Below are 25,246 nucleotides of genomic sequence, written 5' to 3' on the forward strand. Positions count from 1 at the left end.
GCCCTCAACCCCTGCTGTGTTTCCGCAGCTCTTCTTCGAAGGTTTTCCGATACAGCACCTCCCACTCGGAACTGCCTTCAACAATCCCCCGCGAATAGGAGGAGAGCTTGGCTCTGACCTTCCGGTCGATCTCTTCTTCCTGCGCCAGCTCCGCCGCCAGAATCTTCTTGATGTCCTTCAGCACCGGCCCGTCCGTGCTGTTCATCTTAACCAGGGGGCTTTTCTTCACCGCCTGAAGGATAATGTGCGAGAGATGGCTGACTTTATCTTCACTCAACATATCTGCAACTCGCGTGATGGGTGATGGGTAATCCGTGGCAGGCACTCAGGAGGCGGCCTCAACTTAACACCGTTCACCTATCGCTCCTCACAAGATAATGCCCCGCTCGCGAACCAGCTTTTGCTTAATCATCGTGAACATCTTGTGATAATCGACCTGCCCCTGCTCGATTTGCTTTTCGTACGCCTTGAGCATCTGCCGCACTTCCGCATTCAACCTGTCTTCAATCGACAGCTCACCGGTAATCGCCTGATCAAGGGCGTCGACGAAGGCCTTGCGATCCCCCGCGATCTCCAGATGGCCGTCCTGCTGCAACCGTGTCGCGAGAGATTCGGCCATATGCCGGACTCGTTCTTTCGAGAGCCGCATCGGTTTACACGCGCTCCACACGAATGGTCGGCGCTTCCATGACCCGGCGCAATTGCGTCGCATCGCCGACGATCTTCCCGATGACATTGACGCGATCAGCCGGCACAGGGTCCGGCCCCATGCTCATCGGTGTCCGGCCGAAGAAAATCGCCAGCACCTGCCCCGCTCCCCAGAAGGCCACATCGCCGATCTTGACCTGATTCGTCGCCGTCTCCCGATAATCCTTCACACCGGGAAGCTTGAAATAGAACTCTTCCCCCCACGTATTCATTGGCGCGTCGACCGGCAGCGCGGCAAAGACCTCGCCGGCCGTTTTGGACGACTTCAGTTCCGCTTCGAGTTGAATCCCCCCGACCGTGATGCGAATCCGCCTGGCTGGTTCTGTCATGACGTGCGCCGATCCCGATGTGATATAAGGCAATCGCGGCGGAAACCGCCGACGAAAGCGGACTCTAACCGGTCTCCTCTTCTGAAATCAAGGCGACGGAGTAGCACCGCCATTGCGCATCCTGCTAGAATCCCGGCGGATGTTGACCTCTACCTTTGTCCTGTTGTCAGGTGTCGGACCAGCGACCGAACGCCGTTTCTGGCAGGACGGCCTGTTGACCTGGGAACACTTCCTCCGGCAGCCCCGGATCGCCGGTCTCTCTCCGCACCGTAAACAGTGGTACGACGCCGAGCTCACCCTGGCCCAGACCCAGTTTGATGCCGGCCATCTCCCCTATTTCGCCTCCCGCCTTCCCGGCCGGGAACATTGGCGGTTTTTTCCGCTCTATCCGTCGCGAACCCTGTACCTCGATATCGAAACCACCGGCACCTCGCCCCAGGACGGCGAGGTCACGGTCGTCGGCCTGCATCGCAACGGAGAAACGATCAGCCTGGTCCGGGGAGAGAATCTGACCTTGGACCGGCTGCAAGCCGAACTGGACCAATGCGATCTGCTGGTGACATTTTTCGGATCCAGCTTCGACGTCCCCTACCTGCGGGCGAAATTCCCCCGGCTCAGGTTCCCCCTGCCCCACTTCGACCTTTGCTTTGCCGCCCGCCGTGTGGGACGCCGAGGCGGGCTGAAACAGATCGAGCAGGAGGTCGGCATCGAGCGGGCCTCGTCGTTGCGCGGGCTCGACGGCTGGGACGCCGTTCGCTTGTGGGCCGGCTGGTGCGCCGGGGATGCGGCAGCCCTTGAGTTGCTGCGGGCCTACAATGCCGCCGACACCGCGAACCTCGTCCCGCTGGCCCATCTGCTGTATGACGAAATGCTCACGCGTTTCGGTCCACCCTCAGCCGACGGATTTACTTCACTCGCCAGCCTCCGGCAGGGATCACCCGCATGAGCGCGTGGGTGGGAGCCGCACGGAGCGAGATCGGCCTGGTGCGCCGGATGAATCAAGATTGTCTTGCCGCGATCGATCCGCTCGGTTTCTGGGCCGTTGCCGACGGCATGGGCGGGCATGCCGGAGGAGAGATTGCGGCACAGGCCGCGATTGCGACCGCAAGCGCACACATCGAACAGGTTGCCGCCAACGGCCTCGGTTCGCCGCAGGACACACTGAGGGATCTCATGACCGCGGCCCACCAGACCGTGCGGGACCGGGCACAACGAGATCCGGCCCTCAAGCATATGGGGACCACGCTCGTCGCCCTGTTGCTCACACCCCACCCGACGGCGGTCGCCCACATCGCCCACCTCGGGGACAGCCGCGCCTACCTCTACCGCGACACGATCCTGACTCCGCTGACACGCGATCACACGATGATCGAACGCTATCTCGCCCGCGGGATTCTGACACCGGCCGCCGCCAGGACTCATCCTGACCGTCATGTCCTGACCAAGGCCATCGGGATCTCGCCCACGGCCACGCCTGACATTACTTCACATCCACTTCAGCCTGACGACCTTTTGGTCTTATGCTCCGACGGATTGACCAAGATGATTGAGGACCAGGATATCGCCGCACTCATGGCCCGATCCGGCGGCGATCCTGTTCGGGCCTGCGACGCGCTGATCGAGGAATCCCTCGCGCGCGGCGGCGAAGACAATGTGACAGTCATCGTCGTCGGCCAGCGCCGTTGACAACGTTACAGCCCGCGTGTAGCCTTCCAACGATGCTGGTGACGCACACATTCCCGCTCATTTTCCTGTAGAAGGCCGTTCATGCCGGACAACTCTTGGCCCATCGTGGCCGGTACAGGCTTCCTGTGCTGCATGCTCGCTATCGTCGTCCCTTCTTCCGCGACGGCTCAGTCTTCTCCGCCCGTCCGCCCGCCGGCGAACGCGGCTCCGGCCTCAACCGTCCCCGACCTGAGCGGAGAATGGGACGTGCTCGAAGTGGAAGACGACAAACGCTACAAGGCGACGCTGGACAAAGCCGGCAATGGCCCCTATACCCAGCATGGCGGGCGCTTTACGACGACGAAGATTGCGGATCGCCTCTGGCAAGGGACGTGGCAACAGCCCGGCAATGATCGTGAAGGCGGATTCGAACTCCTGCTGTCGGAAGACGGGACTCAGGCCAAAGGCGCCTGGTGGTACACCCGAGTGGGCACCCACAAGAACATTCCCCCTCGTGAGCATGGAGGGTCATACCAGTGGAAACGGCTGACTCCGGTGCCGCCGGCTCAATGAACCCGGCATTCCATCCTTTCGATTCGACCTTCCCCGCTCCAGTTCCCTGCTCTCAACTCGACCCGGCACATTGTGCTAGAGGTATGATGTTCTGGATTCTCACCATACTTGTTTCCCTTGCGTTTAGCCCGGCTGCGCTGGCCGATGGAGGGCATGATTCCCAAGCCGTCCCCACGCTCAAGAACCAAACGACCACCAGCGCGATTATCACCGATAACACGGTCACGTTGACCTTCGGGCCGATCGACCTCCCGACAAGCCACGATGGGGAACTGGCGGCCTCCATGCCGAAGCATCAGTTTCAACTGCCGAAGGATATGTACATGATCGGGTACAAATCCGCCGTGTTCACGAAGGACGGCCGGGAACTGCCGAGAAATTACCTCCACCATATTCTGATGCTCAACAACGACAAGCCCAACGTGTCCTGCCCGGGCGAGCCGCTCTTCTTTGCCGGCGCGGGGCTGGAAATGACGGAGACCCACTTTCCAGACGGCTATGGCGTCAAACTCGCCAAAGGCGAGCACTTGATGTCGATTGTGGCCTTCTACCACAAGGCGCCGCCGACCAAGGATGTGATGGCCACGTTCACCATGTACATGGCACCGGCTGATAAGCCGGTGAAGGAAATGGACGTCTATCAAGTCGGCGTCAATGTCGTCTGCTATAGCAAGTTCGGCCAGCGCGGCGCCGACCAAACCGACGAAGGGATCGAGATCAAGCCGGGCGTGCAGGTCCATCGCGCGCCGCTCAAGTTCCTCATGGACGGCTGCGTGAAGTTCGCCTACCCGCACGGCCACGACGAACTCCTGATGATCGCGCTCGAAGACACAACGAACCAGCAGACGTTATTGCGAACGGTCCCCGACGTCGATCTCACAGGCGCCTTCAGGGAGTTTCACCCGCACCAGGTCTATACAAGCAGCAGCGGCTTCTCCGTCCTGCAGGCGAACGACTATGAAATGGTGATGGTCCATCATCATCCCCTGCAGAGTACGGCACTCCAGCACGGCATGGGCAACTACCTCCTCTACATGACGCCGGGGGCCTGTCCGTCACCGAAGACCGCCCCGTCTCCACAGTAGGGAGGATCGTTTCAGGGGGAAGGCCCCAGATGGCGTACCGGCCCCCATGGGTCCCTGCCCGTTCCCCTCATACCGTCCAAAATTGTTCGTCCAGGAACATCCACTTCCCCCTCATCCCCCTACGAAAGAAGAGCGGATTCCCCTGCAGTGATGCTGTGATTTTGACGCATGTGTATGGTATTTAGGACCCTGGGCCGGCACGGAACAAGGGTATGCGCCGGTCATGGATCATGCGCGCGAGATCGTGCAGACCCGCCATCCGCGCGCAGAGGAGTCGGAGGACTCTGCATGCCTCTGGGACTCGGCTGATTCGGCTTACCCAGAAACACGGAATTAGTACATGCCGCAACCCGAGCCCGTCACCATCCTGATTGTCAACGAGCAGGCGGACGACATCAAACTCGTCACCATGAGTCTGCGCGGATTCTTCCCTGATTGCCGTGTCGACTCCGTCTATTCCGTTGAGGAAGCCCTGCAATGGGCCGGCCGTGCCGACTGGCACCTGGTGCTGATCGAGGAACGCCTGGGCCTTCAAGGCCATCCCCCGCTCGTATCGGAACTGAAGCACCGGCTTCCCGCGGCAGCCCTCGTACTCCAGACAGAGAAGGCCGATTCAGGCGCCGCCGTGAGCGCCCTTCAAGCCGGTGCCGACTTTCTGCTGCACAGACAGTCTCCCGCCTTTCTGACGGAGTTCGTGCTCTACGCGAAGGAAGCCATTGAGAAACGGGCCCTCCGGACCGCCCTGGAGCGGATTCAAGTCCGCCATGGACGGCTCATGGAGACACTCACCGATGTGGTCTACGAACTGGATGCGGATGGGCGGTTCGTGTATGTCAGCCCGTCGGTGACAGAACTCCTGGGCCATCGACCGGAAGAACTGACTGGCACACTCTGCACGAAACTGATCCCGCCCGATCAACTCGACCGCGCACAACATCGCATCAACGACCGTCGCTCGGGACCGCGGGCGGCCCGCCGGGTCCTCCTCGAACTGCTTCCCAAACCGCAGCCGGGATCGGCCCCGGGCTCGCGCGTGCTCACGGAGATCAGCGCCACAGGCTTGTACGACGCCGGGCGGCGCTTCGTCGGCTCTTTGGGCCTCCTGCGCAACGTCTCGGCTCAGGCCATCCAAGCGCAAAGGATTCAGTCGCTCGAGGCGGCCCTCCGTGAGACCGGCCAGCTGTTGGACATGGCCCATCACGTAACCGGTCTGTCGCATCACTTGCAGGCTCCCCTGACGGCGGTCCTGACTCAATCGCAACAGCTTCTGCAAACCATCCGCGAGACGCAACTCGACGCCCGCCTTGAAATTCTGGCGCTCCACGCCACCGAAGCCGCGCAACGGGGAGAGGAGATCGCACAAACCGTGCAGCAGGCCGCACGGCGCCGAGATACCGTGAATACGATCCTCGACGACGCGCTCGCCACCTTCACTCCGCCCTTGCTCGAGACCGGCCTCGTCGAGCGGCTCTACACCCCGTCCCTTCCGGCGTTTGCAGGGCCGCGCGAGACCTGCGTGCGCCTTGTGGAGCTGTTGCTCGCTCATGCTCTGCGCCACATGGCGGCCGTCGGGTCGATCCATAGGCTGCAACTCTCCACCTGCGCGCTCGATCGCGCCGGAGCCCGCCTTGATCCGGCCCCTTCGCTCCCTGTCGATCCGGCCACGGCAGCCGTGGAAATCCTCTTCCAAGAAACCCAGCACCCGGCGGCCTTCGACACCGACGCCCTGACTATGTCCTCGGACCTCGCCCGCGTGTACGAACTCCTCCCTCCTCTTGGAGCCCGTCTTGATTTCCTGGCGCCGGCGGAAGGGAGGTTGTCCATTCGTCTCCGGCTGCACCTACCTGACCGGATGCCCCCGGCATCGACTCCGACACCGGCCGCCCCCCCGGCGCCTCAACCCTCGACGGCGCAGAAACTGTCGTCGCCCGCGGCTCCGCCCGCTGAGTCACAGCCTCAGCATCCCGCACCCGTTGTCCCTGCGCTCCCAGACCGTCGAACGGCGACGCGCGCGACCGTCCATCTTCCCGCACAGATCACCGTCGGCAACATAACCAGGGAAGGCACCGTCTCAAGCCTGAGCGCGACGGGCGCAGCCGTCGTACTGGCCGGACTACTCCCGCACCTGGACCATCAACCCGCCTATCTCATTTTCAAGACCGAGGTAGGCATCCTGGAACTTCAAGCCAGGGTCCACACACGGGGAACCGCCTCCGGGCAGGAATCCGGTCGGCCGGGCAGCTCACTGCTGGCCTTCCACTTTGCCCCCGCCGGAACGACCGAAAGCAGAGTGCTGGCGTCCTTCGTCGAGGCCGCGAGCGAACGAGCCGTCTCCTTCACGTTTGAAGCCTTGCTCGTGCCTCCGGAAGACGCCGAGGAGCTGCCTCCGCCGACAAATGAACCTGCCCCTCATGGGCTTGATCATCGTGAAGCGCTCCGGGTTCGCGTGGCTCTCCCTGTGCACATCGAGGTCGAACCGGAGGGGACTACCGTGGCAAGAGCCTTCGGCTCCCTGGCGAATTTGAGCCGCGGAGGCGCATGCCTGCAGATGAAACAGGCGCCCGGTCGGATCGGTCAGACCATCCTGCTGCAGTTCCCTCAGACCGGACTCCTGGGGCAGCCACGGATCCACGAACCGGCGGCGCCCGAGGCCGTGCTCCCCGCCCGCATCGTCTGGACCCCACCCGCCGCGCCCTCGACACTACGACCGGACTCGACGGATGCCGGACAGCGCGTCGGCCTCTGCTTTGTCCGGCTGACGCCTTTTGCGGAACGGGAAATCAATCGTGTGGTCGCGCAACATCTCAACTCACCGATGGATCTGGACGGCGTTACGGAAGCGTCGCCCGTCGTCAGCACGCAACGGGAATGCCGGAATGCGCGCGGTCAGGTCATTGTCATGAGAGACGATCATGCCCGGCGCCAACTGTCTCCCAGCACCCCCATTGTCATTATGTCACCGGGGTTTGGGTGCACCCAGACAGACTATGTCGGCCTGGCTCAGTTCCTCGCGCTTAATCGTATGCGCGTGCTGCGGTACGACCACAGCAATCACGTGGGACATAGCGACGGCGATCTCCTCCAGATAACGCTGCGCAGTATGCAAACCGATCTTCAGGCTGTCCTTGAATTTGCCCATACCACCTGGCCTACCGCGCCTATCGCGCTTCTGGCAGAAGATCTCGCCGCGCGCGTTGCGCTGAAAGCGGCCGCACAGAGCCCTGCGGCGGACTTATTGCTGCTTGTCAATCCGGTCGTCGATGTCCAGACAGCCCTGTCTGCCGAGCACCACCGCGACCTGGTCGCCGACTATCGGAAAGGACGCCGCAAAGGAACGGCCAATGTGTGGGGTCTCAATGTCAATGTCGATCAATTGCTCGGAGACCTCATTGCGGGACAATATGACACACTCGCGACGACGGTCACCGACCTCGCCGGCCTCACGGCTCCGATCGTCATGCTGACCACACCCGAGACGGGTCGGACGCCGGCGCACCCTTTTCCCCCGTTCGCCCCCTCGTTGCGCGCACTCGGCACGCCTCCCGCGGTTGTGCCGCTTGCCGCCCCGCTTTCCGTTCCCTCCATGCCGCTGGATGACCGGCATCTGGCCGCCTGGACCACGATCCTCAGACACATTGCCACGGCGCTCTTCCCGAGAGAGGCACCAGGTGAGATTCTGCCGCCAATCAAACACCACGTTGAGCGCCAGCGCCGCCTCGAGGAGGAGCGCCTTCGCATTCATACCCGCGCCTCGCAAGCCACGCGCGACGCCCTATGGGTTGCCCAGTCCGCACAACTCCTTCAACTCAGCCGTCTCCCCGCCTACTCCTGGCTCTTGCAGGAACTCTATCAACAATGCCTTCCCCTGCCTCCCCGCGCGACGATTCTTGAGGTCGGATGCGCATCCAGCGACCTGGCCAGGATCGCCTGGCTGAACTCCATGTATCGCCTCGCACACGCGCCGGGCACACCCCGCCCGCCCCTGCGCTATATCGGCATCGAGCGTCTCATCGATACCGTCTCATCCACAGAGCGCTCCTTCGAGGCCTTCCGGCAGGAACTGAACAACACCGGCACTCCGCTCGCCGCTGCAGCATCCGCCATGACCGCCGGCTGGATTCTCGCTGACTGGCAGAGCGGGCTGCCCTTCATCGATCATTCAGTCGACCGGCTTGTCTATAACTTGTCGCTCTCATTCGTCTCGTCTCCGCAAGCCTCCTTGCGGCATGCCGTCACCGTCTTACGCCCCGACGGCCTCCTGATCCTCACCTGCTTCCAGCCGCACACCGATCTCACCGGCCTCTATCGTGAGCACCTGGCCGCAACCGGTCAGGACGGGGACTCTCCTTCCGGGCAAATTCTGCTCCACTATCTCGGACGCCTGCACGAAGCCCTGCGCCACGGGCTTCTGCACTCCTTCAATCGCGACCGGCTTGCGGAGTTGCTCCGGCATGCCGGGGCCAAACCATTGCGGATCGTACCCGTCCTCAACGGCCAGTTGCTGCTCGCCGTCTCCCGCAAAGGGGAATCGGCTGGCTGAAACCACTTTCCGCATGTATACTGGCTCTGCGCGGTCACACACTTCTCTTCCGTAGTTTTCCTGGGGATTGGCCGCCTTCCTTGGGGTCGGAGGCCCCCCACCGATCGAGACTCGCATGACAGACCCCTCGCCCCAGGCTCCTGACACATCACCGGAAACGCTCACCCCGCTTCAGCGGCTGGCCCGTTTCGCCCGGGATTTGGGCACACACACCGACCGCTCACTCATCGCCCGGCGAATCCTGACGGAACTCTGCGAGGTCACGGCTCGTCCCACCGGCACTCTCTATCTGCTGGACCAGGAGCGGGAGCGCTATACACGCCTGACATCGTTCGGCAAGGAGAGTGCCGCAGCCAATGCACCGGCCATTTCATCGACACACCCTCTCGTAACCCGCCTGGCTCACCGGACGACGGTGCTTGCACTGACAGATCCATCCTCTTTAACCCCCGCTGACGAAGGCACGGTCCCTTCGGTCTTGGAAGCACTACAAGTATCTATCGCCATTCCCCTGTTGAACAAAGGACGATTGCTCGCGTTCGCCCTCCTCGGCCCGTTGCCGGATTCCCCGCAGCCATCCCAGGACGGAATGGAACTGCTCATAGTCCTGGCGCAAAACGCTGCGAACGCCCTGGATTCCATGCTGGTCCACGACGACCTTCGCCAATCGCACACGCTGATGCGCCGGACCGACCGGCTCCGCTCACTCGAAATTATTGCCGGAGGCTTCGCCCACGAGATCCGGAACCCGCTGACGTCGATCAAAACCTTCATCCAACTCGCGCCGGAGCGCCGGGAAGATGCTGAATTCATCCGCGATTTCAGCCGCATTGTCCTGGAAGACGTGTATCGGATCGAACGCCTGATTCAAGAAATTCTGGATTACGCCCGATACATGGAGCCGACATTGACCGACGAAGATTTGAACGAGGTTGTCTCATCGTGTCTCTATTTCGTTGAGATGAAGACCGCCACCAAGCGGATCAAGATTGAAAAAGAGTTGGCGCCTGACCTGCCTCGTGTCATGCTTGATCGTCAACAGGTGCAACAGGTGCTGCTAAACCTCTTACTGAACGCAATCGATGCCATGAATATTCAGGACGGCCGGCTCACAGTTCGCACACACCGGCTGACGAGACCCGGCAATCAGACCTGGGCTCAGATTGAGATTGAAGATAACGGTGCGGGGATTTCAGCGGACAACTTGGCCCATATCTTTGATCCGTTCTTCACGACCAAGCATGCCAGTGGAGAACATGCCGGCACCGGCCTGGGACTGACCATTGTGCACCAGATCGTTCATGAGCATGACGGCGACATTCAGGTTGAAAGCACCGAAGGCGTGGGCACCACATTTTTCGTCAATTTGCCCGCCATCCCGATAACGTAGGAGCGTTGTGGAACATTCACTCATAAAAAAACGTGTCCTCTTGATCGACGACGAACCGCGCGTACGCGCCTCCCTCAAGGTGGTGCTTGAGCCGAATTATGAAATACTCCAGGCGGCCGACGCGCAGGAGGGCCTCGACACGTTTCGCAAGGAAGGCCCGGATCTCGTCTTGCTCGACGTGATCCTTCCCGGCACGGATGGACTGGCCGTCCTGCAGACCCTCCGCGCTGAGAGCCGCATGACCCCGGTCATCATGCTGACAGGAACCAAGTCGGTTAAGACCGCCGTCGACGCCATGAAACTCGGGGCAGCAGACTATCTCTCGAAACCCTTCGACGTGGATGAGCTCCGCATCGTCCTGGACCGCACCATCAACTCGCAGGAACTCGAACGTGAAGTCAAACAACTGCGGGCGCAGGTGGTCCAACGCTACGCATTCCACAATCTGATCGGCAAGAGCCCCGGCATGCAGGAAATCTACGCCAAGATCGAGCAAGTCGCCGACAGCCGCACAACCGTCCTCATCACCGGAGAAAGCGGCACCGGAAAAGAACTGGTCGCCAAAGCCCTCCATTACAACAGCGGCAGACGAGACCGCCCGTTCATCGCCTTGAATTGCGCCGCACTCCCCGAAACGTTGATTGAGAGTGAACTGTTCGGCCACGAAAAAGGGTCATTTACCGATGCAACGGCCAGGCGTGTCGGACAATTCGAACTCGCGAATACCGGCACGCTCTTCCTCGACGAAATCGGCGACCTCAGCGCCATGACGCAAGCAAAGCTCCTCAGAGTGCTTCAGGAACGGGAATTTACCCGGATCGGCGGCGTGCAGCCGATCAAGGTCGATGTCCGGATCGTGGCGGCGACGAATAAAAACCTCGATGAGATGGTCCGCAAAGGCCAATTTCGTGAAGATTTGTACTACCGCATCAATGTCATCTCACTGTACCTGCCGCCGTTGCGTGAACGGGGGGAAGATATTCCGCTAATCGCCAAGCACTTCCTCGCCAAACGGGTAGAGGAGGAAAAGCGCCAGCCTATCGAGTTCGGAAAAGAGGCGGTTGAGTTATTGACCCGTTACCCCTGGCCGGGCAATGTGCGCGAAATGGAAAACATCGTGGAGCAGGCCTTCATCTGGTCCCAAAACTCGCCGCAGATTATGCCGGAGCACCTGCCGACAATCCTCAAGAGCGATTCTCGCTCATCCTCTTTGCGCGACGACACTCTGGCGGGCCGCATGTCGCTCGAAAAAGCCGTGATGGAATTCGAGCGTGAAATTATTCTGGACGCACTCAAACGAACGAATTACGTGCAAACCCATGCCGCCAACCTGCTGGGGATCAGTCGACGCATGCTGAAATACCGCATGGATACCCTTGGAATCGGCCGAAACGATCAGGCCGACGCCCAGGAATCAGACGCAGCCGTGCATGAATGACACAGTATTGCTGTCAATTGAGGGATTTTAGCGACACCTTTTTGGCGAAGAGAGTCAGGGTTCTCAGAAGTATTTCCTTCAAGGCACCTACATATAGACCCAAACTACATAATTACTACTGCCTGTTGTCATCCTGGCTATATACAAGCAATGAGGAACATTTTTTGCTTAAAAATCCAATTATTAGGAACAGATAGTGCGCATGACCCTATCGGCATCCTACAATGCACCCCAGTCCAAGCCCACGGTCCTCGTCGTCGACGACGAAGCCGGCCCCCGCGATGCGCTCAAAGTCATTCTCCGCCCGTTCTTCAATATCCGCCTGGCCGAGAATGCCAGAACAGCCATGAATATCCTCAAGGAAGAGCCGATCGACCTGATCACCCTCGACCAGAAGCTGCCCGATCGTCACGGCATCGATCTGCTCCAGGACATCAAGCACGATCATGCCGACATCGAAGTCATTATCATAACGGGATACGGGAGCTTGAAGTCGGCGATGGAAGGCCTGAAATACGGAGCGGCGGGATATCTTCTGAAGCCCTTTAACGTGGCGGAACTGGTGTCGCTCATCAACCAGACCATTGAAAAGAAACAACGCCTGGACCTTATCCGGACCATTCTTCAGGACCCCTCGTCATCTCTGTGGGGCTCCGAGAGCGACTGCGCCAGAGCCTGGAAATTTCTCAAGACCGCATACTTCGCAATCGGGAATAAAGAGGACGAGACGGCCTGTGACGGGTCTTCGCCCCAGGACATACTCCCGCTCTTGTCTGACCTTTTGGAAGCCAAGGATCGACAACTCCTGAACCATTCGAGCCGCGTCAGCTTCTACGCTACCCTTCTGGCCAATCGTCTGAACCTGACGGGGGTAGAACAGAAGTCTCTCGCGCTGGGAGCCTTCCTCCATGACATCGGCGAAATAGGACCGTTACCGGACCGCAAACCCGGCAGCGGCAGCCTGTCTGCCGTCCAGAGTCCTTACTCGAATGTCCATGCTGAAAACGGTGCCCGGATGATTCTTCCGCTGGGACTTCCCGCGGAGGTCGGCCAAATTATCTCCTGCCATCATGAGCACTGGGATGGAACGGGCTACCCCTATGGGCTCCAGGGAGAAGGCATTCCCCTCCTAGCTCGAATCGTCGGTATCGCCCAGATGTTCGACGAACTGACGGCGGAAACTCCTGGACGCATGCCTCTTTCGATCGACAAGGCGATCCGACAGATCTCACTCCACGCCCATACATACTTTGACCCAAGACTCACCGCGCTCTTTGCTCACGTTGCCGAAGAATGCAAGGCGTCCCTCCCTGCCATGGCCGTTGCCGGCACACCCAACAACACACATTAGCAGACCGCCCCTACAGAGCTTCCCCAGTATCCGCCGTACTCATTGGGCTGTTCCTCTGATTCAAGCTTCGTCCAGCGCTCCGGCTATCAGCTCCGCCGCCGTCTCGCGAACCTTCTTCGTAATCGTTACGCCCCCCAGCATCCGGGCGATTTCGTCCTCTCTGCCCCCCCCCTTCAAATCCTTCACAGTCGTCACAGTCCGGCCGCCGCTCCGGGATTTCTCAACGCAGAGATGGTGATGGGCCTGCGCTGCCACCTGCGGCAAATGCGTGATACAAAAGACCTGATGATACCGCCCCAAGCCTCGCAATCGTTTCCCGATGGCCGCTGCCACGGCCCCGCCCACTCCTGTATCGATTTCATCGAAGATCAGCACGGGAACATGATCACGCCCGGCCAGCACCGTCTTGAGCGCCAGCATCACCCGCGACAACTCGCCTCCGGAGGCTACTTTCGATAACGCTTTAGGGGGCTCCCCGGCATTCGTGGACAAAAGAAACTCCGCCTGATCGATTCCGTCAGCGCCGGGTTCCCCCTGGCCGGCTTGCGGACGCACCTGAACATCGAACACCGTCTGCGCCATCCGCAGCGCGCCAAGCTCCTGACGGACGATCTTCGTCATCCGCCTGGCCGCGTCGACCCGCTTCTCAGACAACTGCTGCGCGAGCTCGTGCAGCTCAACATCCTGCTTCTCGATTTGCCGGCTGAGCTCCTCCCATTTCACATCCGAGCTTTGCAGGCCCTCCAGCTCGTCCTTGATCCGCCGGTGCGTCTCCAAGGCGGCGTCAATGGTCCCGCCATATTTTTTCTTGAGTTTGTGGATGGAGCTGAGACGATCTTCGATAGCCGCCAGGCGCGCAGGATCCGCGTCAAGGCGCTCGGCATAATCCCGCACCTGGCCCGCCACCTCTTTCAGAATCACCCGGGCTTCGACCGCCAATCGACCGGCTTCAGCCATCCCGGAGTCAATTTCCGTCAATTCTCCCAACGCCCGTTCCATCGGACCAAGATTCGCCAGGATACCTTGGCCATCGGCATTCAACCGCTCAAGCACCTCGGCCGTGAGAGCGCCGATTCGCTGCGATGCCCCCAGCCGACGCCGCTCATTCTGGAGCGCCTCATCCTCCCCAGCCTGCAACGCCGCCTCTTCCAGTTCCGTATGCTGAAAACGGAGTAGCTCCTCCCGGCTCGTGCGATCCTGCATCCGGGCAGACAGGCGATCCCGCTCTTCACGGAGGGCCTTCCAGGCACCGTATACCTGTCGATATCGGGCCCGGAATTCCTGGAGACCGCCGAACGCGTCGACCACATCCAGCTGCGTCGCGGAAGAGAGCAGCGACTGCTGATCGTGCTGCCCGTGAATATCGACCAGCGTTCCCCCGAGCTCTTCCAGCGCATGCAGAGAGCACATCGATCCGTTCAGATAGACCCGGTTCCGGCCTGATCGGGAAATGATCCGTCGCACAATGAGTTGGGAGTCGTCGACACTGAGAATACCCTGGTCACGGAGACGGCTCAGGAGGGGATGCTGGTCAGGAATCTGAAAAGCGGCTTCAAGGGAAGCCTCATCTTGGCCGTGGCGAATCTGTTCGGCTGAGGCCCGGCCCCCGACAAGCAGTGCGATCGCGTCGATCAACAGTGACTTGCCTGCGCCGGTCTCGCCGGTCAGAATCGTGAACCCAGCCTCGAACCTGAGGCTGAGTTCTTCGAGTATGGCGAAATTGAGGATGCGCAGCTCAGTGAGCATGGCTGCGGAAGTGGGACGCCCTAGGCAGTACCGGCGTGCTGGGCCAGCAGTGAATCGATCATTTCTTTAAACTGCCGCTTCGGTCTGGCCCCGACGAGCTTTTCAACCAGTTGCCCGTTCTTGAAAAACAGGATCGTGGGAATGCTCATCACCTGGTAACGGCCCGCCACTTCAGGGTTTTCATCCGTATTCAGCTTCCGGACCTTCACCTTCCCGGCATATTCCTTGGCAAGCTCGTCGATGATCGGCGCCACCATCTGACAAGGGCCGCACCAAACAGCCCAGAAATCGACCATCACCAGCTCCGACGCCTTCATCACTTCCGAGTCCCACGTCGAATCTTCGACCTTCAACGCATCACCAGCCACGTCAGGAACCTCCTTCAGAAAAAGACACTGAATCATCTCGCACAGAACGCTGCATCGTACCGCACCCTCATTTAGGGTGTCAAATGAAGTGCTACCACGTCCACTCCTCAGGCACCCCGAACCACCAATCCTCTCGGCGATGTTCCCGCCGGACCTTTTGCTGTCCCCATAAGACAGCCACCGCCTACTCATCGAGCCTGACCGACGATGAGGTCAACGCCTTGGCGATCCTCGGGAGCATATCCGGAGAATCCAGCAACTCCTTCGGCCCTCCGGCCGGGAGGCTCTGCGCGAGTAATTCGACGGCAACCCATCGATCAGCCTCGGCCAGCGAATCGAGGCAGGCATCCAGCGCATGATACACAGAGGGGAGCGCGACATAACTGGAGGCCGACGGCCGTTCACTCACATCGGCCCGGCAGACCTCCATGGCGCGGCGAAAATCTCCCGCCGCTGGAAACCCCTTTGCCCGTTGAAAGTTCGAGAGAGCGGCATGAGGCCCCTGCACGCCTGGCCCCGCGCACCCGAGCAACCGGCACAGGAAGCATACGGTCACGATACCGCCGCCGGCAACGCCGTGTTCCCCAAGCCAACCCGTTTCCATCACACGGGTCCAGGCCTTTACAGGCCGCCGATCCCACCGGTGGAGACACCGGCTTGCGGACGTCCGTAGGGACCAGTCGGCGAGGCCCAGGGCAGTCCGCGCTCCCCCCATAACAATGGGCTGAGAATCGACCGCATAACTTGCGTGCCGAGATTTTCCGTCCAACCAATGCCGGTGAGATTAAACATGAAGCTATATTGCGCCCGATCCGGGAACTGGAGATAGAAGAGGCCGAGCGACCAGCATTTGCAGGGGTTCTGATAAAGCGCCACCACATCGGTTTCAGAACTCTTCCCGTTTTTCACGTCATAGTAGCTCTTTGCTCCGATCGTCCACCCCCACGGCGTCCGGAATCCGCCGCCGGCTGTCACGAACTGGATTTCCTGCGTGGGGGCATACACCTCGTTGAACGAAATCGGATTCCACAAATCACCCCGCCGCACGCGATTGCCCTCACGCGAATACCGCTGCCCCACTTCCACATACCAATTGGTTTCTTCTTGAACCCGCAGATCCGTGTTCCACTGGCTCAATACGCCGCTATAGGGATCGAAGAACGCATCGACCGTCAAATACTGATTGATTGTCGGCCGCTGGAGAGCGACATTGCCGGCACCGCGACCGAAGGCCTGCGCCCCCATCTGCGCCTGCGTGAACTCCGGAGCGGTATTGCCGATGACCGCCCGCATCCACAGGTCGGAGAACTTCTTCCCGTCGATGGCCACCGTCGCCGGCTGCAACGGCTGCGTGATCGAGCCGAACGGCGGGAGGACACCGGGAGTGAAATCCCGGGCCTGTGTTTGGACGGCTCCGACATGATAGCTCTGCGCCAACGTCAGATCCAACCAATTGAAGGTCTTCTTCCCGTCATTCTCCAGCACCCGACTGTGCAATGCATAGGTCAAGAGATTCTTCTTGGGCAAGTCGTCGATCTGATCGATCTGGGTAATCTGCGATTGATCCGTCCCGGGGACATATTCATACATCACCGACGGTTCAAGGGTGTGCAGCAGGGTGCCCCCGCCATCCAATCCAAATCGCCGGGCGAGCTTCGAGGTCGCGTCAACCCCGGCCCAGAATGTTTCGCGATGCTCACTGTCATTCGATTGCACCCCGCGCGTGTAATAAACCTCCCGGAACTTGGCTTGCGGGGTGATCCCCAGCATATGACCCAGATCGATCACATCCGTCGAAAGACTCGGTGCGACGTTGACGCGATTCAACGTGAACCCCTGCTCCCGGTAAAAATTGACGAAGTCCCCCTCCATCCCGAACAGCAAGGGCGACGCGAACAGCGACGTGTTCGGCAGGGTATAGCCCGTCTCGGGAAGACGCTGGAATGTATCCGTTCCGCCGGCCTGCAACGGCTGAAGATATTGGCCCAGGAAATAGAGATTTCCGTAGCCCAGGCGCTGATTCACAAGCAGGTTTGATTCGTTGCTGGGAAGCGCGCGCTGCGCGCCCGAATTGCTCAACTGCTGGAGATAGTCGGGGTCTGTCACATAATTCACGTTCGCTCGCAGCAGCAAGGCCTCCGTAAACTGCTGCGTATGGGTGCCGGCGAGAAGGGCCCGAGCCCGTTTGACCTCAGAGCTCGTCTGATCCACTCCCGTCACATTGGGCAATTGGGTCTGCTGAAGATAACTCAGATGCCACTGGCCGCGTGACAGCCGGTCCAGGACATATCGATACTCAAAATCGCTGCCGTACCCCAGCTTGCTTTGGTAAGAAGGCGTTATCGTGAGATCCTGACTGGGATTGATCGCCCAATAGAAACTCTCTTGCAACTGCGTCCCGAAACGATTGTCCCACCCCACAGACGGCAGCAACAACCCGCTTTGCCTCTTCGAAAGGGGGTAGGTCATGGTGGGAAGCGGCACCACCGGCACATCGGCCACACACAGCCACACGCCCTTAAAGGCCAGACTGTCCCCCACATTCAAATCGAGATCTTTGAACCGAATCCGCCAGGCCGGCACCTCTCCCTCTTGCGCATCGCAATTGGTGAAGTCACCTTCCTTCACCCGGTAATGGTACTCGGAAAACCGCTGCATCTGCCGGCCGGACACGAGCGAATTCGTGCGGGACACATAGAGCTGGCCATGCGTCAGGATACCGGCTTCCGTGTTGACGTTAAATTCCAGCCGCTCCGTCGTGACGTCAGCCTGCCGGTCGATCAGACGCACATGGCCCGTGGCCGTCACGATGCCGGGCAAGACCGCGATCGTTACATGATCCGCTGTGAGCCGCATCGTCCCCTGCTGAATGACGACGGAGCCGTCGGCCTCGTAGATATCTTGATCCTGGCGGTAATCCAGCCGGTCGGCGTTCACATCAAGCGGGAGCGAGCCTGAGGACGATCCGCCAGGACCAAGTTGCTTCGTCTTGCCCCAGGCGGGGAGCGGGAATAACGGGGAGATGAAGATGAGTGCACTCAGCAGCAGAAGCAGTCCCCGAGATATCCGCGACAGGCCACCCACCATGCTAGCCTCGGAGCGGTGACAGCCCACAGCCGCGTATGAGAGCCTTCACCTCACCCACGAGCATGAGCGAGCCGGCCACACAAATCAGATCGGGCCGGGCCGCCCTCGTTTTCGCCAGCGCCAGAGCCTCGGCCGCCGCCGGCGAGTCATGACACCGCGGGATACGACCTCCGATGGCCTCCCGCAGGTCCTGAACCGTTGCAGACCGGGCCATATCCGCCCGTGTCAGCACAACCTCGGACACGAGGGGGAGCAGCGGCTCGATAAACCCGCGGTGATCCTTGTCACGCATCATGCCCCATACGAGAATCAGGCGAGCCCCCGGTCGCGAGGCCAGCCAGTCGCCAAGATACGCCGCCAATACCTGCGCCGCAGCCGGATTGTGCGCCCCGTCAAGGAACACAGCGGGATCCTGCTCCACACACTCCAGACGGCCTTCCCACAGCACCGACGCCAATCCCCGTCGCACGGCGTCATCGCTGACCGCCAGCCCCTTCCCCTCGGCGGCCTCGATCAGCGCCACAGCACAGGCGGCATTGTCCAACTGATGGCGCCCAGCCAGCGCGCAGCTCAAATTCCGCACCGCACGGGTCCGCCCCTGGTAGGAGAACTGCCCGGGCCCGGCCCTGTCCAGGGAAAAATCCCGCTCCAGTGCCATCACGGGCGCGGCGCGTTCCCGCGCGATCTCCCGAATCACCGCCAACGCCTCCCCCGCGATCCGCCCGAGCACCACCGGTACGCCCGGCTTGATGATGCCGGCCTTTTCAAACCCGATCGAGCGCTCGGTGTTGCCGAGATAGTCCTGATGATCCAGCGCGATCGTCGTGACGGCGCAGGCCAGCGGCTCAACCACATTCGTCGCATCGAAGCGGCCTCCGAGTCCCACCTCCAGCACGGCCACATCGACGGCGGCTTCCGCAAAGTAGAGGAAGGCCATGGCCGTGGTCAACTCAAAGAAGGTGGGGACCAGATCGGACGCCAGGACGGCCTGAAGTCGCCCGGTCAGCTCGGCCACCCGCTGCTCAGGAATCATGACCTGATTGATACGGATGCGCTCGCGAAAATCGACGAGATGCGGCGAGGTGTAGAGGCCGACGCGATATCCCGCCGCTTGTAGTATCGCCGCAGTCATGGCGGCCGTCGAGCCCTTGCCGTTCGTCCCGCCGATGTGCAGGCTCCGGACGCGGCGCTCCGGATGCCCGAGCCGCTCCATAAGCGCCCGCATGTTCTCGAGCCCCAGCTTGATCCCGTGTTTCTGGAGACCGTAGAGGTATGCAGTGGCAGCCGAATAGGTCATGCGCTGAACCGGGGAGGGTGCGCCGAACTAGCAGGTTGTCGAAAAACTATCATGGCACCTTGGAAACACAACGCGATGAACACCCACAGCCGGGATGGAAAGACCCCGCGGGATGTTCAAAAAGGCTGTCTAGCAAGGCCGCAGCACGAGAAGAAGCGAAGCGTACTCTATGCCGTACATTGAGCCTCTTCGCGTCGCGAGAACGCCCCTGGCAGCCTATTTCAACATCCTGCTAGAAATGATTGACAAGGGTGCTCAGCGTATCCTTGAGTTGCTTACGCTCGACGATCATGTCGATCATGCCGTGCTCCAGCAGGAACTCCGCCCGCTGAAACTGATCCGGCAACTGTTGCTTGATCGTCTGCTCGATGACGCGGGGGCCGGCAAACCCGATGAGCGCCTTCGGCTCCGCGATAATCACATCACCGAGCATGGCAATGCTGGCCGTCACCCCGCCGAACGTGGGATCCGCCAGAATCGAGATGAACGGCAGCTTGGCCTCGCCTAGTTTGGCAACCGCCGTCGAGGTTTTCGCCATCTGCATCAGCGAGAGAATGCCTTCCTGCATGCGCGCGCCGCCGGACGCCGTGACGAGCACCACCGGCAGCTTCATCTCCAGCGCGCGATCGATCGCGCGGCAGAACTTCTCCCCGACTACTGAGCCCATGCTCCCGCCCATAAAGCTGAAATCAAAGAGACAGAAGATCACCCGGCGGCCTTCCAGCAGGCCCTCGCCGATAACAAGCGCGTCCTTCCGGCCGGTTTTTTCCTGTTGCGCCTTCACCCGGTCCTTATAAGACTTGGTGTCGTGAAAATTCAGAGGATCCTGCGGCGAGAGTTCCGCGTCCCATTCCTTGAACGTGCCGAAATCCACCAGCAACGCAATCCGCTCCGTCACGGAAATCGGGAAGTGGTAATCACACTTCGGGCACACCTTGTTATTCCGATCCACCTCTTTGCGATACACGATCTCCCGGCAATGGTTGCACTTGAGCCACATGCCCTCGGAGGATTTCGAACGCGGCGGGACCTCGGAGCCGGTCGGTTTCTGTTTCTTGAACCAGGCCATAATTGTATCCTTTAGATCAGACGGTCACATCGCATGCCGGCCATCGGAGGCCCGCCCGTTGACGACAGCGCAGAATAACACAGCCATCAGAATGACGCACGTGCTATCCGCATCCCGGCGCGTGCGCTGTCAAAAATTTCCGGGAGAGAGAATGAGCGTATACAGCATCCAGAGCCCGAGACAAACGCTTCCGAGACTCGCCAAACTTTGCACAGCCACGAACGCGCGCCGGCCCGCCGCCAGCGACCACAAGACCGGCAGACTCAGCGTCACCCCGATCGCGATCATTCCGAAAATCGATCCGATGCCGAACACGGCAATATAGAGCAGCCCCTGCCCGATTCCGCTGGTATTCGACAGAATCACCAGCATCAAGGCGGCCGATCCCGCGATGCCATGGGCCATGCCGATCAACAGCGGCCGAAGCGAGCGGGCGGTCCAATGCGCATGCACGTGATCGTCTTGACGCTGATGACTGTGCAAATGCACATGCGGCTCGCCATCATGCAGATGACTGTGCACGTGCCAGCGCTCGTGATATAGCTTGACGGCCAAGGTCCCGCCCAGAAACACCAGCAACGCTCCGACGCCGCATTCGGCCAAGACCGCCAACGGTTCTGGAACCTGCACTCCCGACACCAACACCGCCGCCCCGATCAGCATGAGCGTCAGCGTATGCCCCAGCCCCCACCACAACCCCACAAGCCCCGACGCGCGCATCGACGGCCGTTCCGCAAGCACCGTCGAGACCGCAGCCAGATGGTCGGCGTCCAGGGCGTGGCGCAGTCCAAGCACAAAACCGACGCCGAGAAATGTCAGGAGATTCATCTCAAGCATGAGGCCCGTCACAGAGAAGAAAGGACATCGCCGCAGGCTGTTCAGAAAGACCGGCCAGCAACGCCGCAGCAAGAGAAGAGGCGAAGAGGTACACACCGCACTTCGTGCGATCCGTTTGCCCATCGCAATGATCTTGGCGAACGGAGAAACACCTCTGTGTATCTCCCTGGGCAACCGCCTGCTCACCCGCCACGGGCATGCATTTCCAAGTGTGGATCTTCTCGCAGTTGATCGATGCCGATCAGCTTCCCGTTACGCAAGCCCGATCGCTCCAGCGACTTACGCTCCTCGGCGCCACGATCCCGCCGCGCCTCCCACCCCGCGCGAATCAACGCGCGCATGTGGTCGGGGCTGGCGCCGGCACGCAACGGCTGCCGCAGATCTTGCCCGTTTGACGCATAGAGGCACAAATACCACATGCCATCGGCCGTGACCCGGCTGCGGTCGCAGGTTGCGCAGAACGGCGTCGTCGTGGAGGGAATAATGCCGAAGGTCGTCCCGTCCGGCAGTTGAAACCGCTGGGCCGGAGCCGCGTCGCGGGCCGGCAAGGCGACGATCGGCCCATAGTGCTGCGTGAGTTGCTCCAGAATCGCTGCCCTGGACAGCACCTTGGCCAGGGACCAATCGTTCGCCCCGCCGACATCCATGTACTCGATGAACCGCACCTCGGCCCGATAGTGTTTGGCAAACTCGATCAGCCCGACCAATTCGTCGTCGTTGAATCCGCGAATCGCCACGGTGTCGAGCTTCAAGCCCGTGAATCCGGTTTTCCCGACCGATTCAATTCCTTCAATGACACGGGCGAATTCATCGCGCCTGGTCAACTGGCGAAACCGCTCGGGCCGTAGCGTATCGAGACTGACCGTAACCCGGTGCAGCCCCGCTTCATACAGATCCTGAATTTGATCGGCGAGCAGAATGCCGTTGGTCGTGAGCGCGATTTCCGTGATCCGCCGGTCTTGCAGCAGCAGCCGCACGAGCCGAGACAGATCCCGCCGCAACAACGGCTCCCCGCCCGTCAGCCGCACCTTATCCACGCCCAGATCAGCAAAGTAGCCGGCCAGCTGCTGCATTTCCTCGAAGCTGAGCACGTTTTCGCGCGGCAACCAGACATACTCCTCCTCCGGCATGCAGTACTGGCAGCGCAGATTGCAGCGATCCGTCACAGACAACCGCAAGCTCCGCAGCGGGCGGTGATGGGTATCGACCACCATAGGGAGAGACGCACCCACTGTTGATTCGCTCATGATAATTTCCGGCGATCTTCCAGACGGTTCACGTTTCACGCCTAACGCTTCACGGAGGTCACGGATGCTCTTCCACCCAGACTTCCCCTTCGGGAGTATGTTCCAGCTTCCAAATCGGAGTGATCTGCTTCAATTCGTCGATGGCCCACTTGCAGGCCCGGAACGCCTCGGCGCGATGCTCGGCGCCCGCGATGATGAGCACAATGTTTTCGCCGATCGTAATTTCGCCATAGCGATGGATGATCAGCAGCTCAAGAATGTCGAAATCCTTCAGCGCCCGCTCGCGTATTTCGCGCAGCTTCTTTTGCGCCATCCCCTCGTAATGCTCGAAGGTGATGCTGTCCACGTCGCGCCCTTTCGAGCGGTCCCGGGCAATACCCAGAAACGTCGCAATCCCGCCGATCCGCTTCGACCGGCTCTTGACACGGTCGAGTTCCTGATCGATGGAAAAGTTCTCACGCTGAACCCTGACGAGTTGGCTATCTTCTATCTGATCCATACCTGATCCACCTGCGAATGGAGGGAGTAAGGCAATTTCGTCGCCGTCTGCAACTTTCGTCTCTTCGTGAGCAATCTCGTGATTGACCGAGACCAGCACCTTCTTCTTGTGAATCAACTCGCCGATCATCGGATAGTGAGCGTTGAGAAGCTCAACCAAATCTTTCACTCTGCCGCCATTCGGCAATGCCAGAGAGAGGGATCCTTGATTCCCGGCCAGCGACTTGGTCATGCCGAACAGCTTGATTGTCACCATTTAATCCCCAACCTTGGCCTTAACCTCGGCCTGAGCCTTCTCGCGTGTAGGTCCCAGACTTTCCGCCGGACTTCGACAGCAAACACACGTCGCTGAAACTCATCCCGCGATCGACGGCCTTGCACATATCATAGATCGTGAGCGCCGCAACGGTTGCCGCCGTCATTGCTTCCATCTCGACACCGGTCTGCCCGGTTGTCTTTACGGTTGCAAAAATCTGGACGGCACAGAGTCCATCACGATTTGGTTGAGACTCTTCTTTGAAGGAGATATCGACGCTGGTAATAAGAAGGGGATGGCACATGGGAATGAGATCCGGGGTCCTCTTGGCCCCCATCACCCCGGCCACCTGAGCCACGGCGAGCACATCGCCCTTGGCGATCTTGCCCTGCTGGATCTTCTCCAGCGTCAGCGGCAGCATGAAGACCGTCGCCTGCGCCGTCGCAATCCGTTCGGTCGAATGCTTCGCGCTGACGTCGACCATCCGCGCGCGGCCCGACTCGTTGAAATGGGTGAACTCAGCCATTTTCCTCGATGAATCAGCTGGTTACGACTGCGCCGACCGGTGATTATAGGGGCCGGTGGAAATGGGAGTCAAGGGAGTGCCTGCATGACAACAAGTGTTGTTGGTCTACCCTGCCACCTGCTCTGTATCTATCTCGATCCTGTCCACAGAGAAGATCATCGCCACGCGCTTGGCTTATGTCGGGCTGTGGAATCGATTCGGGAAGTTGACCTTGGCGACGATTAGCCTGGTTAGCGCAATCAAAAGGAAAAAGCCCGCAGCGAACTGCTACAGAACATTCACTAACCATCCACCCGCCAACTTGCTCAGAGTTGTGAGGGAAACGACGGGGCTGGGAGTCATTTCTCCACATCTGGGAAAGCTAAGCACGTGCGGCCTAAGACATCCTGACTTTGAGGTGCGCACGGGGGTATAATGAACGTGGTTGTAGCCCAAGGGGAAAGATCTCTATTGGCTCGGCGGAAAGATCTCCCGCGAAAGGCAGGGAAGATATATGAGTAATTCAGCCAAATTTGATGTGATCCGCCTCTATCTGCGCCAGCAGTTTCCCAAGCATCACATCGCCGACTTTCAGGAAGGCACCAGCCGCGCACAGGTCTTCCGTGTCGATGCGCCGCAGGGGCGTCCCTTACATTACGCAGTCTTGGGCCTCGACTTTCTGCTCGATCAGACCGCCGAAGGCCTGCAACAGACGCTCCTGTCATCCGGCTTGGGAGACAAGTTAAAGGAAGCCGGCGCCTCGCCGGTAACGGTCTCGAAGACAGGCTTCAGCATCGAAGGCACGATCGCCATCCCCTGATCCAGTCCAAGACTCACCACTCTCCTAAGACAGTCAGACCCGGTGTAACGCGCCCAAGCCCCTTCTCCCTCTCTGCCTGCTCGAAAGCCCATTCCATCCAACGTTCCAAGCAAACGGCGCATCAAGCTGCAACCTTGAAAGATTTCTCCTTCTGCCCCTCGCCACCCAGGCCTGAGATGGACTGATCGCGCAGGTTCAATGACCTTTTCCTCTCCGCATCGCTCTCCCCCGCCATGGACCAGGCCAAGAGCCAGACCAATGCGCTGATTGTCGTGAGCCCAATGATCTCGACCATAAGACACCTCACAATTCTTCTGCGGTGAGTTTCGGACCAATTTGCTCCTGCATCTATGCGACTCGTCGGGTCGTGACCGGCACGGCTTCTCTCTCGCGGGAGTCCGGCTTGATGCCGGCGAGGCTCTTTGGCCCCGCCGGAC

The 25,246-nt window shown here is 60.3% G+C and carries 21 protein-coding genes and 1 pseudogene; 9 read left to right on the plus strand and 13 right to left on the minus strand.

The window, feature by feature from the left end; genetic code table 11:
- Window positions 1–4: 4 nt before the first annotated feature.
- Window positions 5–736, minus strand: a pseudogene (locus ACO9S2_RS13025) (DUF507 family protein).
- Window positions 654–1,037: a cyclophilin-like fold protein gene (locus ACO9S2_RS13030; RefSeq protein ID WP_423722813.1), complete on the minus strand. Its 384-nt coding sequence runs from the start codon at window positions 1,035–1,037 to the stop codon at window positions 654–656. The pseudogene ACO9S2_RS13025 and the gene ACO9S2_RS13030 overlap by 83 nt, the downstream one beginning before the upstream one ends.
- Window positions 1,038–1,176: 139 nt before the next feature.
- Between ACO9S2_RS13030 and ACO9S2_RS13035 the strand changes: the two genes are divergently transcribed.
- The 8 genes from ACO9S2_RS13035 to ACO9S2_RS13070 all read left to right on the plus strand — a co-directional run bounded on the left by ACO9S2_RS13035 (window position 1,177) and on the right by ACO9S2_RS13070 (window position 13,079).
- The gene (locus tag ACO9S2_RS13035; protein WP_423722814.1) at window positions 1,177–1,983 is read left to right on the plus strand and encodes a ribonuclease H-like domain-containing protein; all 807 of its coding nucleotides are present in this window, start codon (window positions 1,177–1,179) and stop codon (window positions 1,981–1,983) included.
- Window positions 1,980–2,723, plus strand: coding sequence for a PP2C family protein-serine/threonine phosphatase (locus ACO9S2_RS13040; RefSeq protein WP_423722815.1), 744 nt, complete (start codon window positions 1,980–1,982; stop codon window positions 2,721–2,723). The genes ACO9S2_RS13035 and ACO9S2_RS13040 overlap by 4 nt, the downstream gene beginning before the upstream one ends.
- A gap of 81 nt (window positions 2,724–2,804) precedes the next feature.
- Window positions 2,805–3,275: a hypothetical protein gene (locus ACO9S2_RS13045; RefSeq protein ID WP_423722816.1), complete on the plus strand. Its 471-nt coding sequence runs from the start codon at window positions 2,805–2,807 to the stop codon at window positions 3,273–3,275.
- An 83-nt stretch (window positions 3,276–3,358) separates the two neighbouring features.
- Window positions 3,359–4,360 carry a hypothetical protein gene (locus ACO9S2_RS13050; protein ID WP_423722817.1) on the plus strand — a complete coding sequence of 334 codons (1,002 nt, stop codon included), beginning with the start codon at window positions 3,359–3,361 and terminating at the stop codon, window positions 4,358–4,360.
- Between the two features lie 340 nt (window positions 4,361–4,700).
- Window positions 4,701–8,900: a PilZ domain-containing protein gene (locus ACO9S2_RS13055; RefSeq protein ID WP_423722818.1), complete on the plus strand. Its 4,200-nt coding sequence runs from the start codon at window positions 4,701–4,703 to the stop codon at window positions 8,898–8,900.
- Window positions 8,901–9,015: 115 nt separating this feature from the next.
- Window positions 9,016–10,290, plus strand: a complete 1,275-nt coding sequence (locus tag ACO9S2_RS13060) for an ATP-binding protein (RefSeq protein WP_423722819.1) — start codon at window positions 9,016–9,018, stop codon at window positions 10,288–10,290.
- A 7-nt stretch (window positions 10,291–10,297) separates the two neighbouring features.
- Window positions 10,298–11,728, plus strand: coding sequence for a sigma-54-dependent transcriptional regulator (locus ACO9S2_RS13065; RefSeq protein WP_423722820.1), 1,431 nt, complete (start codon window positions 10,298–10,300; stop codon window positions 11,726–11,728).
- Between the two features lie 202 nt (window positions 11,729–11,930).
- Window positions 11,931–13,079 carry an HD domain-containing phosphohydrolase gene (locus tag ACO9S2_RS13070; protein WP_423722821.1) on the plus strand — a complete coding sequence of 383 codons (1,149 nt, stop codon included), beginning with the start codon at window positions 11,931–11,933 and terminating at the stop codon, window positions 13,077–13,079.
- Between the two features lie 60 nt (window positions 13,080–13,139).
- On the opposite strand, the gene recN is transcribed toward ACO9S2_RS13070, so the two are convergent.
- The 10 genes from recN to moaC form a co-directional block, all read right to left on the minus strand.
- Window positions 13,140–14,825 (minus strand): DNA repair protein RecN, encoded by a 1,686-nt coding sequence (recN, locus tag ACO9S2_RS13075; RefSeq protein WP_423722822.1) that lies wholly within the window; start codon window positions 14,823–14,825, stop codon window positions 13,140–13,142.
- 20 nt (window positions 14,826–14,845) lie between these two features.
- The gene (trxA, locus tag ACO9S2_RS13080) at window positions 14,846–15,193 is read right to left on the minus strand and encodes a thioredoxin (protein ID WP_423722823.1); all 348 of its coding nucleotides are present in this window, start codon (window positions 15,191–15,193) and stop codon (window positions 14,846–14,848) included.
- Window positions 15,194–15,377: 184 nt separating this feature from the next.
- A complete protein-coding gene (locus tag ACO9S2_RS13085) occupies window positions 15,378–15,797 on the minus strand; it encodes a hypothetical protein (protein WP_423722824.1) in 420 nt (139 codons plus the stop codon).
- Window positions 15,798–15,814: 17 nt separating this feature from the next.
- A complete protein-coding gene (locus tag ACO9S2_RS13090) occupies window positions 15,815–18,280 on the minus strand; it encodes an LPS-assembly protein LptD (protein WP_423722825.1) in 2,466 nt (821 codons plus the stop codon).
- A gap of 1 nt (window position 18,281) precedes the next feature.
- On the minus strand, window positions 18,282–19,577 hold the full coding sequence (locus ACO9S2_RS13095; protein WP_423722826.1) for a bifunctional folylpolyglutamate synthase/dihydrofolate synthase: 1,296 nt from the start codon (window positions 19,575–19,577) through the stop codon (window positions 18,282–18,284).
- A 232-nt stretch (window positions 19,578–19,809) separates the two neighbouring features.
- Window positions 19,810–20,646: an acetyl-CoA carboxylase, carboxyltransferase subunit beta gene (accD, locus tag ACO9S2_RS13100; protein ID WP_423722827.1), complete on the minus strand. Its 837-nt coding sequence runs from the start codon at window positions 20,644–20,646 to the stop codon at window positions 19,810–19,812.
- A 129-nt stretch (window positions 20,647–20,775) separates the two neighbouring features.
- A complete protein-coding gene (locus tag ACO9S2_RS13105) occupies window positions 20,776–21,483 on the minus strand; it encodes an urease accessory protein UreH (protein ID WP_423722828.1) in 708 nt (235 codons plus the stop codon).
- 182 nt (window positions 21,484–21,665) lie between these two features.
- A complete protein-coding gene (gene moaA, locus ACO9S2_RS13110; RefSeq protein ID WP_423722829.1) occupies window positions 21,666–22,730 on the minus strand; it encodes a GTP 3',8-cyclase MoaA in 1,065 nt (354 codons plus the stop codon).
- Between the two features lie 58 nt (window positions 22,731–22,788).
- Window positions 22,789–23,484, minus strand: a complete 696-nt coding sequence (locus ACO9S2_RS13115; RefSeq protein ID WP_423722830.1) for a molybdenum cofactor biosynthesis protein — start codon at window positions 23,482–23,484, stop codon at window positions 22,789–22,791.
- 19 nt (window positions 23,485–23,503) lie between these two features.
- Entirely contained in the window at window positions 23,504–24,010 is a 507-nt protein-coding gene (gene moaC / locus ACO9S2_RS13120; protein WP_423722831.1) for a cyclic pyranopterin monophosphate synthase MoaC, read from the minus strand.
- Between the two features lie 493 nt (window positions 24,011–24,503).
- Here moaC and ACO9S2_RS13125 point away from each other — a divergent pair, with 493 nt between their 5' ends.
- A complete protein-coding gene (locus ACO9S2_RS13125) occupies window positions 24,504–24,809 on the plus strand; it encodes a hypothetical protein (RefSeq protein WP_423722832.1) in 306 nt (101 codons plus the stop codon).
- A 121-nt stretch (window positions 24,810–24,930) separates the two neighbouring features.
- Here the strand turns inward: ACO9S2_RS13125 and ACO9S2_RS13130 are convergent, their stop codons facing one another.
- Window positions 24,931–25,104, minus strand: coding sequence for a hypothetical protein (locus ACO9S2_RS13130; RefSeq protein WP_423722833.1), 174 nt, complete (start codon window positions 25,102–25,104; stop codon window positions 24,931–24,933).
- Window positions 25,105–25,246 lie beyond the last annotated feature (142 nt).

This window comes from Nitrospira sp. NS4, from assembly GCF_049546785.1.
Taxonomy (GTDB): Bacteria; Nitrospirota; Nitrospiria; order Nitrospirales; family Nitrospiraceae; genus Nitrospira_D.